Origin of the sequence: Bosea sp. BIWAKO-01, assembly GCF_001748145.1 — a bacterium.
Lineage (GTDB): Bacteria > Pseudomonadota > Alphaproteobacteria > Rhizobiales > Beijerinckiaceae > Allobosea.
Genome location: NZ_BCQA01000001.1, coordinates 5627446 through 5639771, shown reverse-complemented (window position 1 = coordinate 5639771; position 12326 = coordinate 5627446). Strand labels below are relative to the sequence as shown.

Annotated in this window: 10 protein-coding genes, 1 tRNA gene and 1 pseudogene; 3 read left to right on the top strand and 9 right to left on the bottom strand. The window is 64.8% G+C overall.

The window, feature by feature from the left end; all coding sequences use genetic code 11:
* Window positions 1-313: 313 nt before the first annotated feature.
* From BIWAKO_RS26300 to BIWAKO_RS26285, 4 genes are all read right to left on the bottom strand, one after another.
* Window positions 314-1084, bottom strand: coding sequence for an acetoacetate decarboxylase (locus tag BIWAKO_RS26300; protein ID WP_069881161.1), 771 nt, complete (start codon window positions 1082-1084; stop codon window positions 314-316).
* A 61-nt stretch (window positions 1085-1145) separates the two neighbouring features.
* A complete protein-coding gene (locus BIWAKO_RS26295; protein WP_244523553.1) occupies window positions 1146-2309 on the bottom strand; it encodes a patatin-like phospholipase family protein in 1164 nt (387 codons plus the stop codon).
* 98 nt (window positions 2310-2407) lie between these two features.
* Window positions 2408-3046 (bottom strand): VOC family protein, encoded by a 639-nt coding sequence (locus BIWAKO_RS26290; RefSeq protein ID WP_069881160.1) that lies wholly within the window; start codon window positions 3044-3046, stop codon window positions 2408-2410.
* 107 nt (window positions 3047-3153) lie between these two features.
* A tRNA-Gln gene (locus BIWAKO_RS26285) sits at window positions 3154-3227 on the bottom strand.
* Between the two features lie 169 nt (window positions 3228-3396).
* On the opposite strand from BIWAKO_RS26285, the gene BIWAKO_RS26280 reads away from it, so the two are divergent.
* Window positions 3397-4017, top strand: coding sequence for an LbetaH domain-containing protein (locus BIWAKO_RS26280; RefSeq protein WP_069881159.1), 621 nt, complete (start codon window positions 3397-3399; stop codon window positions 4015-4017).
* Window positions 4018-4124: 107 nt separating this feature from the next.
* Here the strand turns inward: BIWAKO_RS26280 and BIWAKO_RS26275 are convergent, their stop codons facing one another.
* Genes BIWAKO_RS26275 through BIWAKO_RS26265 form a run of 3 tightly spaced genes read right to left on the bottom strand, consistent with a single transcriptional unit; the run spans window position 4125 to window position 7612 of the window.
* The gene (locus tag BIWAKO_RS26275) at window positions 4125-5810 is read right to left on the bottom strand and encodes a flotillin family protein (protein WP_069881158.1); all 1686 of its coding nucleotides are present in this window, start codon (window positions 5808-5810) and stop codon (window positions 4125-4127) included.
* A 24-nt stretch (window positions 5811-5834) separates the two neighbouring features.
* On the bottom strand, window positions 5835-6470 hold the full coding sequence (locus BIWAKO_RS26270; protein WP_069881157.1) for an OB-fold-containig protein: 636 nt from the start codon (window positions 6468-6470) through the stop codon (window positions 5835-5837).
* Window positions 6467-7612, bottom strand: a complete 1146-nt coding sequence (locus BIWAKO_RS26265; protein ID WP_084651841.1) for a PspA/IM30 family protein — start codon at window positions 7610-7612, stop codon at window positions 6467-6469. Before BIWAKO_RS26265 ends, BIWAKO_RS26270 begins: the two co-directional genes overlap by 4 nt.
* 366 nt (window positions 7613-7978) lie before the next feature.
* Here BIWAKO_RS26265 and BIWAKO_RS26260 point away from each other — a divergent pair, with 366 nt between their 5' ends.
* Both BIWAKO_RS26260 and BIWAKO_RS26255 read left to right on the top strand, forming a co-directional pair.
* The gene (locus BIWAKO_RS26260) at window positions 7979-9304 is read left to right on the top strand and encodes an aspartate aminotransferase family protein (protein ID WP_069881156.1); all 1326 of its coding nucleotides are present in this window, start codon (window positions 7979-7981) and stop codon (window positions 9302-9304) included.
* Window positions 9305-9421: 117 nt separating this feature from the next.
* Window positions 9422-9967 carry a carboxymuconolactone decarboxylase family protein gene (locus tag BIWAKO_RS26255; protein ID WP_069881155.1) on the top strand — a complete coding sequence of 182 codons (546 nt, stop codon included), beginning with the start codon at window positions 9422-9424 and terminating at the stop codon, window positions 9965-9967.
* A 32-nt stretch (window positions 9968-9999) separates the two neighbouring features.
* Here BIWAKO_RS26255 and BIWAKO_RS26250 read toward each other — a convergent pair whose 3' ends face one another.
* On the bottom strand, window positions 10000-10344 hold the full coding sequence (locus BIWAKO_RS26250; protein ID WP_069881154.1) for an ArsR/SmtB family transcription factor: 345 nt from the start codon (window positions 10342-10344) through the stop codon (window positions 10000-10002).
* 280 nt (window positions 10345-10624) lie between these two features.
* Window positions 10625-12282: pseudogene (locus BIWAKO_RS26245) on the bottom strand (OFA family MFS transporter).
* Window positions 12283-12326 lie beyond the last annotated feature (44 nt).

The window sequence follows — 12326 nt, the reverse complement described above, 5'->3', positions numbered from 1 at the left end:
CACGGATGGATAATACTGACGCTAGGGCATAGTGTGTGATGCTTGTATCGGAGTGGCGACGTTACGTCAGTTTCGGGCCGATTCGAGATCTTGACGTTCCGCCGCCTACGTCAATGATTGCTTGCCTGGAAGCGCGCGGACCTTCCATTTGCTGGGCGAGGGAGACAGGGCGTCGCCACCTCGGCAGCGTCGATCATTTCAACCCGGAGTGAAGGGCCGGTTGCTCTTCGACGACGGCCGATAGGGTGTGCCGACATTGAAGCACAGATCCCGTCGGCCGATACACGCTTCGACGCGCCGAACGGATCGCCGTTCAGGCCTTGGCTTCGCCGGTCGCGAGGTAGTCAAACACGACCTCACCGAGACCCAGCGTCAGATCGGCAATGTAGTGGCTCGCCGAGACCACTTCGTGGACGGGCAGCCGCGCCACGTCACACATCGCATGCTCGAAGAGCTGCAGGGCGGCGGGGCCGGACCAGGCCCCCTTCAACGTCACGTCCTCCATGTAGTAGCGCACCAGCTCGCAGATGCGCGGCGAGCCGTCGACATGGGGGATGATCTTGATCATGAAGGCGGGCTTGGCCATGGCCTTGGCAAGCGGCGCCAGATCGAGCTCGCGATGCTTGTAGCCCATGGTGGCGGTCGCGCAGAGGACCGAGCCGTAATGCAGGGTGCCGACGAGCGTCTCCTGCTGATGCATCAGCTTCGGCGTCGCCAGTTTCTTCGGAAAGCCCCAGATCTCGCGCCCGCCGGCAATGGGTGAATTGTCGTCGAGATACATGGCATGGACATAGCCGCCTTCCTGGACCTCGCCCGACGCGGTGGTGAAGCGCACCGGGATGACCTGCCCGGTCTCGGTATAGTCGCCGAAGCCGGTCGAATCCGGCATGCGGATGAACTCATAGGCCACGGTATCGCCGATGACCTCCAGAGGCTCGGGCACGAAGGCGCGCAGCCGTTCGGGATCCGTCTGGTAGTTGATGACGACGAATTCGCGATTGTAGAATTTGTAGGGCGGCTTCGGGTAGGCGGGGTTGTTAAGTGGCATAGCGAAAGCATTGGCGCGCACATCGGCGATCTTCATGACGCTGTGTCCTCATTGCTCGTTGTCGGTCTGAAACCTGCGGCGACACGCTCGCAAGCCACTAACTGCGCTTTCGCATCGCGAGCTCAGCCAGATCGAAGGTGGCGACGCCATCGGGCGTCTCCGCGGGCCGAAGCACCTCGGGATAGCTCAGGGTGAGGGACGCGTCTTCGTAGCCCGAGGCCCAGTGCTCTTCCATCGTCGCGCGCGAAAACTCGTAGTCCTTGGAGGAACCCTCATAGCTCTTGGAGCGGTAGATCAGGTGGACGATGTTGTGGATCTTGTCGTCGGCTTCGGCGATCAACGCGAGAACGTCAGGATCGGCGTTGGCCAATGCCGCTTTCGGAACGTGTTCGATCAGCTGCCGCAGCGCGCGCCGCAGGCTCTGGTTCTTCCGGAACTGGTCGGTCGCTGCACGGGTCCGGCTTGAGAAGCGAATATCCTTCAAGCGCGAATCCTGGCTGGCCAGATCCGTGGGAAACTCGCCCTTCGCACTCCACAGGTCGACCTGAAAGGCGAGCGTGTCCTGGCGCGGCCGGCTGTCCAGAACCCATTGCAGCGGAGTGTTGGAAACAAGTCCGCCATCCCAGTAGCTCTCGCCGTCGATCTCTACCGCCGGAAAACCCGGCGGCAAGGCCCCACTGGCCATCACATGCTCGGCCGCGATGACATGGGTCGCCGTATCGAAATAGGCGAAATTGCCGGTTCTCACATTCACGGCTCCCACGCTGAAACGCATCGGGCCGGCATTGATGCGATCGAAATCGACGAGCCGCTCCAGCGTCAGCTTGAGCGGGCTGACATCGTAGAAGCTCTCTGCGGCGGCTCCGCCGGCCGCAGACAGGAAGGGCGGGATCGGGCGCGGGCTGAAGAAGTCCGGCGCGCCGCCCATCAGCGTGGAAAAGGCGCGCGTCTGGTTGAGCCAGCCATGAGCGAGATCGCCGTTCCCCACCATCGCCCCCATCATGGACGAGACCATCGCAGGGAAACCCGGCAGCGGCGCGGTAACCGCCTCCCAGAAGCTGCGCAGCGCATCCACGCGCTTCTCCGGCGGATTGCCGGCGATCAGCGCGGAATTGATCGCGCCGATCGAGATGCCCGCAACCCAGTCAGGATGCAGTTCGGCTTCGGCCAGGGCCTGGTAGACCCCGGCCTGATACGATCCGAGCGCTCCTCCGCCTTGCAGAAGCAGCGCGATACGCTCGAACGGTGGGCGTTTGGGCATGCAGCGTACCTTGTTCATGAAGCGCAATGGTCAGGCATCTTGCGTCGAACCGCTCTGCGATGGGTCGAGCGTCCGGCGGGATCGGGTGTTTCGCTCACTCAGGACAGTTCCTTCACGCCGGCCGGCGTTTCGATCAGCGCGCGATAGCGCAGATCATCGCCAGGTATGATGACAGGCGGACGGTCGATCCCGATTTCCTCATAGAGCGCGGAGAGGGCGACGGCGTCACGGTGTTCGAGCGTGAACGAGCGCAGCCGTGCGCCCAGATCCGCAATCGCAGACATGGCGCGCGGCTTGCCGCGCCGGTCGATGAGAGAGGGAGCCGCTCCGCCGAGGGGCAGGGTGCCGTCATCGGGGATGGCGAAGTCAAAGGAGGGGGCGGTCCATGGCAGCGAGACCTTTCGCCCAAAGATGTCTTCGCGTCCTTGAAGGACAAGGTCGATGGCGTTGGTTCGTGCGACCCAGCCGCGCAAGCGGCGCCCCGCATCCCAATCGGCTTTCACCGCTCCGGGATTGTCGAGGCCGAACCAGCGTGCGCGCCCCGGCCCTTGCGCATCCGGGTCGAGCGCGACGATTTCCAGATAGACGGCCCCGCCGAGCTGCAGCAGGTGATTATAGGTGCCCATATAGCCATGCCGCTGTCCGAACGGGACATCGAGGTCGAGGCAGGTTCGAACATGGCAGACGCCTTCGACCAGAGTCGGCGCAATCACGGTGAGATGGTCGAGCGTCAGCATATCTTGGCCAGCCCTCCAGCCTCTTCAGGTTTGGCCTTCATTGCGCATGAATGTCCGAAACCGCGAATAGCGGGAGCAGGTAATGCCGGCCGATAATGTGGTCTGGGTGGTTCCCGCTCATGGATTCGAACCACAATTCCCTGAGCCAAAATCAGGTGTCCTGCCGTTAGACGAAGCGGGATCGTCTAACCCTGTTGTCGCCCGGCACTATGCGCGCAGATATACACCAAGCGTCCTCGGTCCGGTCTGAATACAAAGTGTTGCATGGCTCGCGGCTGCACATCAACGGCAATTGGCGTTGGGATGCTGACCTCGGCCCAGCGAAGGGATCGAGAGAGTGAGGAGACGCCATGTCTGCCGATCTGCAGATCGAGAAATTCGTCGCGCTTTGGCCGGATTCGCCAGTCCGACGGGACGATCACTACGCCTGGCAGATCACCCGGAGGGCCGCGGAACTGGTCGGGGCGGCGCTCAACGATCTCCATGACGGTTACAGGCGCGAGGGCGATATCGCCGTGCACCGGACCGCGACCATCGAGAGCGGGGCTGTCCTGAAGGGACCCGCGATCATCGGGCCGGGCTGTTTCCTGGCCGCCGGCGCCTATCTTCGTGGCGGCGCATTCCTGGACGAGGGCTGCATCATCGGGCCCGGATGCGAGCTCAAGTCGAGCTTCATGTTCAAGGGGGCCAGGCTGGCGCATTTCAACTTCGTCGGCGACTCGATCCTGGGCGCGGACGTCAATCTCGAAGCCGGGGCCACCATCGCGAACCATCGCAACGAATGGGAGGAAAAGGCCATCCGCTTCGTCTTCGATGGGCGGATCGTGGAGCCGGGCGTCGACAAGTTCGGGGCGCTCGTCGGGGATCATGTGCGGGTCGGCGCGAACGCGGTCATCGCCCCCGGCGCGATCATCGCGCGGGGGACCAAAATCCCCCGCTTGACGGTCATCGATCAGGCTCCCGGCGTCTGACGAAGGGGGAGCCCTCGGGCAAGCTTCCCCGCCTGCTTTCGGCTCCCTTCTCCGCGGATCAAGCCGGGGGGAGCGCTGCGCGCTGATGTCGCGCAGCTCTCGTTCGCTTACGCCGCACCGGATTCGGTTGCCGCAAGCCCGCCTGGGCGTTGCGTTCCGTTGAGCAAGGCATGCACCGGATCATCGCCTGCGAAGCCGGCCTGGGCCAGGATCGCATCGACGATCGGCTTTTGCGCGCCGTAGCTGAGGAGCTGGCTGCTGAGGTCCGCGATCGGGCCGGCCTGGCCGGCCGAACCTGCGCCGCCTGCGCCCATCGCGCCGAGCAGGCCACCGGCGCTGAAGATCTTGATGTCCGAGATCTTCTCGATCGGCTTCATCGCCTGCGCGAGCGCTTCGGGAATGACGGCGATACGCTGTTTCGTCAGCTCGAAATCGACCATCTGCGGCGAGAGCGAGTTGCGGGCTTCGTTGATCGCACGCTCGCGCTTCGCCTCTGCCTCGCCGAGTTCGATGATGCCGCCGGCGCGGAACTTGGCGGCATTGGCCTCTGCCTGCGCCTGGGTCAGCATGGCCGCCGCGAGGTTCTCGGCGGCTTCCCGTTCGGCCTCGGCCTTCACAGTGATACCGGTCGCGGCCTGCTCGGCATCCTTGCGGGCGTCGATGACGGCGATCTTCCTGGCGCGTTCGGCGACCTCGACGGCGCGCGCGGTCGCGACCTGCTCCTCGGCGGTGACGGCTGCGGCCTTGGCTTCTTCCGCCTTTGCCTTGGCCTGCGACTCGGCTTCGCTCTTCTGTGCAACGGCGATGGCGGCGTCGATCCTGGCCGTTTCGGTGATGCGCGTCGCTTCGGCCGCGCTTTCGGCAATGCCGCGCTCGGCCGTGATGCGGGCGGTCTCCTTGGCCTGGCGTGCCTCTGCCTCGTTCTTGGCGACGCCGCGTTCGGTTTCGAGCCGTGCCGTCTCCTCGGCCAGGCGCGCGGCCTGCTCCGCACGGGCCTGTTCCGCGCGCGTCTCCGCCGTCTTGTTGACGATGTCGCGCTGCTGGTTGAGTTCGGCGTCGCGTTGCTCGCGCTCGATCGTCAGGCGCTTCAACGCCGCCTCGCGGTCCTTCGTCGCGATCGCCACCTCGTTCTCGCGCACGATCTCGTTGCGCTCGCGGCGGCGCTCCTCGGTGACGCGGGTCAGGGCCGTCAAACCCTCGGCGTCGAAGGTGTTGTTGGGGTTGAAATGCTTGATGTCGGTCTGGTCGAGGCGGGTGAGCGAAACAGATTCGAGCTCGAGACCGTTGGATTGCAGGTCGGCTGCGACGGCATCCTGCACGGCTTTCACGAATTCGGAGCGCTTTTCCTGAAGATCCTTCAGGCTCATGGTCGCAGCAACCGAGCGAAGTCCGTCGACGAACTTGGCTTCCACGAGGGTCTTCAGCAGGTCGGCATTGTTCGTCCGGTCGCCGAGCGTCTGGGCCGCCAGAGAGATATTGTCCGCATCCGGCTTCACCCGGACGTAGAACTCGGCGGTGATATCGGCCCGCATGCGATCGGCCGTGATCAGCGACTCGCCTTCGCTGCGCTGCACTTCAAGCCGCAGCGTGCTGAGCTGCACCCAGGAATAGGAATGGAAGATCGGCAGGATCACGGAGCCGCCGTCCAGGACGACCTTCTTGCCGCCGAGGCCGGTGCGGACATAGGCCTTGTCCCGGGTCGAGCGCGTATAGAGCGCCGCCATGACGACGCCGATGCCGATGATGAGCACGATCGCCGTTCCGGCAATCGTGAGGACGGAAACATAGTCCATGAACGTATTTCCCCTTACCCAGCTTTAGGACTGCGCGCCGAGTTCCTCAGGCGCTGGAATGGCCTCGAAAAGTCCATTGGAACCATCGACCAGCAGGACGCTCGCCCCTTGCGGGATGAAGTGGCCCGCGGCGGCCTTGGCCCGCAGGACATGGATATTGCCGTGCAGGTCCCTGACGCGGACCTGGCCTGGCTTGCCCTGGTCGAGCGGGCCCAGCGTCACCGTGCCGGTCATCCCGATCAGCTCGGACTGGCTGATGGCGCTGGATTCGTCGCTCGGAATGATCCGTGCCGTCCAACGCGACAGCGCACGCGTCATCGGCAGCGCTGCCATCACGGCGAGCACGCTCGCAACCAGTGTCGGCAACGGCGCAAGGAGCGCCTTGGCCACGCCCTGAATCGCGAAGCCCGCGATGGCGAATGAGGCCAGCCCGATCATGATCAGGACGAGCAGCGGTACGCCGCCCCGATTGAGCCAGGACATCCAGGCATCGAGCGGGCCGTGATCGCTGTGAACGCCGTGATGGGAGAGCCCGTCATTCACCAGCGACGAGATCGACATCCCTACGACCATCGCGATGATCTCGATGGCAACAATGCCGACCAGGATCAGCGCGGCGATCGTGAAGGGATAGAAGCCCGGCGCAGTGAGCGCGCTCATGAACCGCTCTGTCCCTTGTAGCGGGCCAGCCGCTCCTGGATTGCCTTCTCGCGCTGCAGGCGGGCGAGTTCCTCGACCTCGGACGCCCCCGTCGTCGGCCGACCCGAGACACCCGTGACGCGCTCGATCGCGTTCAGCGATTGCGCCAGCCTGTTGTCATTGCGGACCGAGGCGCTCGCGCCCTGGCTTGCGTCCTCCGCACCCTTGCTCTTCTTCAGGGCCGCGAGCCGGGCAACCGCATCCTGCCTGGCCGAATTGACCGCCTGGAGCGCCTTGCCCGCGTCGTCGATCTTGCCAGCAGCCTCGGCGAGTGCCGTCTCCAACGCCGAGCGCTGGGCCTCCAGGTCGATCTGCAGGCCGATCACCGGTGTGACCAGATCCTCGCGGCCGCTGGCCAGGCCCACCTCGATCTTGCCGGCGAGATCCTCGATTTCCTCGTTGATCTCGGCAATCTTGGCCTTGAGACGGTGCTCCTCGGCGCGTGCCTTGCCGGCGCCGGCCCGTGCATCCTCCGCGACCGCGTCGATCTCCCTGATCGACTGCTCGACGGTGGCGATGGCGTTGGCGCCTTCGAGCGCATCGACGGTGCCGTGGGCGGCGCCTGCGATGATCCGCCCGATGCGCGATAGAATTCCTTCGGTGGCCATGACGGTCTCCTTCGGTGTGATGACTGAGGTGATGCCGACGAGGATGAGCGTCTCATCATCCCTCAGCACCAGCCGTGCTTCGGCGTGATCAGACCAACCCGGTACGTAGCCGGCAACGGAATAGGGAATCAGCCTGCGCCCCTCGATGGTGGAGAGGCTCAGATGCGTGGGTGTCTTGATGGCATAGAGCCGCCCATCGAGCGGCAGGTCTGAGACTGTGGCCCCGCTTGTCCGCCCGGCGTGATCGCGCAGGCCGAGCGTCACCAGCCGCGCCGGCAACCGGGTCTGTTCCCGGATGGTGGCATAGGCCTGCTCATGCAGGGCAACGAGATTTGCGCTGGCGCCGCGATCACGTTCGATCTCGTCGAGGATGCGCATCATCTCGGCATAATCGGAGAGCGTCGCGCGGATCGCGAGCATGTCATCCGGCGAGGGGGCCAGGACGTAGCTCATGGTCGACTGATAGCGCGAAACCATGCCGGGGATATAAAGCACTTCCTTTGTGCTTTCAAGGGATGTGTACGTAACGTCAGCTGTGGCCTGCCGTTGGTGCGTCGGTCATGAATACGCCAGGCTGCCGAAGCGGAACGGATGTTCGCCCGGAAGAGGGAAATTGCGGGCTCGAATGCGTCGGAATGCCGGGCAAGAGCACCCCAATATCGCGAGGAGCGCGGGCGCGAGGCCTCTGTTTCGCCATGCCGCAGGCACTTCAGGCCGCAGTGTTCAGCAAGAGCATGGTCGTTGCGCCACAGGATATTCGGTTGGAGCCGGTGTCTTCGCAAGGTGCGCCGATCGCTGCCCTGTGCCATGAATTGCAGGCCGCGATGAGGGCGGCTGGGCCACGCTAACCCGGAAGCCAGGATGACCAGGATTCTTCATCGCTCCCTCAACGGGCGGCTGCCGGAAGCGGTTGGCGGGCAGGGCGTCACCATCACGGATGCCGACGGCCGCAGCTATATCGATGGTTCCGGCGGGGCCGCGGTCTCCTGCCTCGGCCATGGCCACCCCGAGGTGCTCGCGGCGATGCGCGCCCAGATGGACCGCATCAGCTATGCCCACACCTCCTTCTTCACCACCGATGTTGCGGAAGAACTTGCCGAGCGCCTGATCGATCTGGCGCCGGCAGGGCTGGATTACGTCTATCTCGTCTCGGGCGGGTCGGAGGCGGTCGAAGCGGCGCTCAAGATGGCGCGACAGTATTTCGTCGAGATCGGCCAGCCGCAGCGCCGCCATTTCATCGCCCGCCGGCAGAGCTACCACGGCAATACGCTCGGCGCGCTGGCGGCCGGCGGCAATGCCTGGCGGCGGGCGCAGTTCCAGCCGATCCTGCCACAGAGCCACCATGTCTCGCCCTGCTATGCCTATCGTGACCTGAGGCCGGATGAAACACCGGAAGCCTATGCCGCTCGGCTCGCCGACGAGCTGGAGGCGAAGATCCTCGAACTCGGCGCCGAGGAGGTGATCGCCTTCGTGGCCGAGCCGGTGGTCGGCGCGACGCTGGGGGCTGTCGGGCCGGTCGCGGACTATTTCGCACGGGTGCGCCGCATCTGCGACAAATACGGCGTTCTGCTGATCCTCGACGAGGTGATGTGCGGCATGGGCCGGACCGGCACGATGTTCGCCTGCGAGCAGGATGGCATCTCGCCCGATCTCGTCACCATCGCCAAGGGATTGGGTGGCGGCTACCAGCCGATCGGTGCCGTGCTGCTGTCGCAGCGGATCTATGACGCCTTCGCCCAGGGCTCAGGGCTGTTCCAGCATGGCCACACCTATATCTGCCACCCGCTTGCGGCGGCGGCGGCGAACAAGGTCGTCGAGATCATCTCGCAGCCGGAGATGATGGGACATGTCCGCCTGATGGGCGAGCGCCTGCAGGCCGGGCTCGACGCTCGGCTCGGCCAGCATGCCCATGTCGGCGACATCCGCGGGCGCGGTCTGTTCCGCGGCATCGAGATCGTCGCCGACAAGGAGACCAAGGCCCCCTTCGATCCGGCCCTGAAGCTGCATGCCCGGATCAAGCAGGAGGCGATGGCGCGCGGCCTGATGAGCTACCCGATGGGTGGCACCGTGGACGGGCGGATCGGTGACCACGTGCTGCTTGCGCCGCCCTACATCATCCAGCCCGGCGAGATCGACCTGATCGTCGAGCGGATCGGCGCTGCGATCGAGGCTGCGCTGCGCAGTTGACCGGCCCGGTGCTTCAGCCTTTCCGTGTTTGCATCGATCCCAAAACCGCAATCCAATTTTCCAGCCCATGCTTTCGAGAGCCGGCATTCCCCGGCGCTGCCTGCAACGAGATTGACGATGACGACCTCTCCCTGCCCACCGATCACTGACGCCGATTGGCCGGACCAGATTGCCGAGATGCGCACCGGGTTCGCCGGCGCGCTCAATGTCTACCGGACGATGGCCCATCATCCGGAGCTGCTGAAGGCCTGGGCTGCGCTACGCCAGCATGTGGTGAAGGACAGCGCGCTCGGCGCCGTGCGATCGGAGCTGGTGATCCTGCGCGCCGCGCACCGGATGGGCTCGCCCTATGAATGGGCCCATCATGTCAGCCGATCCCGGGTTTTGGGGATGAGTGACGCGCGTATCGCCGCGATGCGCGGAATGCCGGAGGGCGAGGACGGGCTGGTCGCCCGTGCCGTCGACGCGCTCTTCGATCAACGGCGCCTGCCGGCCGATCTCGAGGCCGAGCTTGCGGAGGCATTCGGGCGTAAGGCGGTCTTCGACCTGATCGCGACCGTCGGCTTCTATTCCGTGCTCGGCTATATCCTGATGACCTACGACACGCCGATCGACGGGCCGGTCGCGACGGAAATGGCGGAACGGCCCCTGTCCGGCGCGTAGCGGGACCAGGCGGGCCTTTGCGCACGCCTCGCTCAGGCGTGAGCTTTCGTCCAGTGCGCAGCCGTCGCATCGAGGGTGGCTGCGATCACGGCGCCGACGCCTCGGTCGTTCAGGCGGTAGAAGATCCGCCGGCCGACGCGGCGGGTCGACACGATTCTCTGAAGCCGCAGGCGGGTCAGCTGCTGGGAGACCATGGCCTGGCTCAGGGACAGGGCGGTTTCGAGCTCAGTGACCGAGCGCTCCTGCTCTGCAAGCAGATAGAGCAGCTGCAGCCGGTTCTTGTGAGCCAAGACCTTGAACAGCTCGCTGGCCTGAAAGGCCTTGGCCTCCAGCGTCGCGGCTCGTTCCTGGAGGGAGGTCGCTCTGTCTTCCGGCATGGCACCTAATGATCGCGGGATCAGGAATCTCGTTATATTCCAAAAAATATAACCGATTGGGCCGATCATTGTCCACGCAGCTCTTCCAGGGCATCCCTGGAAAGGAAGGTTCTTGAGCGATCGCGCCTTCACAGCCCTGTCGAGGAGAGGCGGTTAGCTCATTGTATTGTCGCTGGAATAGCGGGGAGGGTGGAGAGCCGCTACCTCGGCTGGCATGCCCAAACAGATCGAGCCCCGCGGCATGCCGCGGGGCTCGACGGTCTCGTCCGAATCCTGTCGGTTAGCGGAACAGCGCCAGCGACTTGGACAGGGTGATCCAGACACCCCAGGCAATCGGGATGCCGACGACGGCCCAGGCTAGGAGCGCCGTGCCGTCGAGCCCGCCCTTGCCGATGCCGAAGGAGCCGTAATGCTGGCTGGCGCTGGCATTGGCCGACTTGGCCTGGAGGGCGGCGACTTCCGCGTCCTTCATGAACCACTTGGTCGCGACGGGGCGCACGAGCAGGTTGCAGATGAAGCCGAGGACCAGCGTGCCGGCCAGGATATACATCGTCCGGTCGTAGACCTGCGCACGGGGCACGCCCGCATTGATCTGCGCCTCGCGGATATAGTTCACCACCACCGGGCCGACGATGCCGGCGGTGGACCAGGCCGTCAGCAGGCGCCCGTGGATCGCGCCGACGAACTGAGTTCCGAACATGTCGGCGAGATAGGCCGGAACGGTCGCGAAGCCGCCGCCATACATCGACAGGATGATGCAGAAGAAGGCGACGAACAACGCCAGCGATCCGGCATGCGCCGCCCAGGGCGAGAGCCCGTAGAGCAGCATGCCGAGGCCGAAGAAGGTGGCATAGGTCAGCTTGCGCCCCAGTTTGTCCGACAGCGAGGCCCAGAAGAAGCGGCCGACGATGTTGAACAGCGAGAGCAGGCCGACAAAGGCCGCGGCGATCGTCGCGATCTGCTTCTTCTGCTCGGCATCGAGCGCGGCAAAGCCGATCTCGGGCTTGCCGATCAGCGACCCCGCGAAAATCTCCTGCAGCATCGGCGATGCCATGCCGAGCACGCCGATGCCGGCGGAGACGTTGAGGCAGAGCACCGCCCAGATCAGCCAGAACTGCCGTGTCTTGTGCGCATCCTTGAGATGGACATGGCCGGACGTGATCATGGCGTTCTGGGTTGCCGGCGGCGTCCAGCCCTCCGGGCGCCAGCCAGCCGGCGGAATGCGATAGCCGAAGGCACCCGCCATCATGAAGGCAAAGTAGATCACGGCCATCACGACGAAGGTTTGCCAGACACCGACGGAGGTCGGCGTCTTGAAATAGTTCATCAGAATATCCGCCAGCGGCGAGCCGATCATCGCGCCGCCGCCGAAACCCATGATCGCCATGCCGGTCGCCATGCCGCGCCGGTCTGGGAACCATTTCACCAGCGTCGAGACCGGAGAGATATAGCCAAGGCCAAGTCCGATGCCGCCGATCACGCCCGAGCCCAGCCACATCAGCCAGAGCTGGTGCGTGTAGACGCCCAAGGCCGAGATCAGCAGTCCGCCACACCAGCACAGCGCGGATACGAAGGCTGCCTTGCTCGGGCCCGAACGTTCGAGCCAGCCGCCCCAGATCGCTGCCGAAGAGCCGAGCAGCACGAAGAACAGCGTGTACATCCAGCCGAGATCGGCGACCTTCCAGTCGCAGCTCGTCGTGAACAGCGAGCCGATCAGCCCGACATCCGCCGCGCAGGCGACGGGCTTGGTGATGCCGATCGCCTGGCTGAGCGGCAGCCAGAACACGCTGAAACCATAGGCCATGCCGATGCATAGATGGATGCAGAGCGCCGCGGGCGGTACAGCCAACGATTGAACCCCGCCGTCGCAATGATCCGTTCCCGGTCTAATAGGCCGGGCGAGGGTGCGACCTGCGCTATATCTTGTGCGATGCTCATCCCAGTCATTCTCCCCCAAGCGGTTGGTGTCGTGGCCGGCTTCT

Bases quoted from the DNA above. Each gene is read 5' to 3' on its own strand.
- BIWAKO_RS26300 (WP_069881161.1), bottom strand. From the start codon at position 1,084: ATGAAGATCGCCGATGTGCGCGCCAATGCTTTCGCTATGCCACTTAAC.
- BIWAKO_RS26295 (WP_244523553.1), bottom strand. From the start codon at position 2,309: ATGCCCAAACGCCCACCGTTCGAGCGTATCGCGCTGCTTCTGCAAGGC.
- BIWAKO_RS26290 (WP_069881160.1), bottom strand. From the start codon at position 3,046: ATGCTGACGCTCGACCATCTCACCGTGATTGCGCCGACTCTGGTCGAA.
- BIWAKO_RS26280 (WP_069881159.1), top strand. From the start codon at position 3,397: ATGTCTGCCGATCTGCAGATCGAGAAATTCGTCGCGCTTTGGCCGGAT.
- BIWAKO_RS26275 (WP_069881158.1), bottom strand. From the start codon at position 5,810: ATGGACTATGTTTCCGTCCTCACGATTGCCGGAACGGCGATCGTGCTC.
- BIWAKO_RS26270 (WP_069881157.1), bottom strand. From the start codon at position 6,470: ATGAGCGCGCTCACTGCGCCGGGCTTCTATCCCTTCACGATCGCCGCG.
- BIWAKO_RS26260 (WP_069881156.1), top strand. From the start codon at position 7,979: ATGACCAGGATTCTTCATCGCTCCCTCAACGGGCGGCTGCCGGAAGCG.
- BIWAKO_RS26255 (WP_069881155.1), top strand. From the start codon at position 9,422: ATGACGACCTCTCCCTGCCCACCGATCACTGACGCCGATTGGCCGGAC.
- BIWAKO_RS26250 (WP_069881154.1), bottom strand. From the start codon at position 10,344: ATGCCGGAAGACAGAGCGACCTCCCTCCAGGAACGAGCCGCGACGCTG.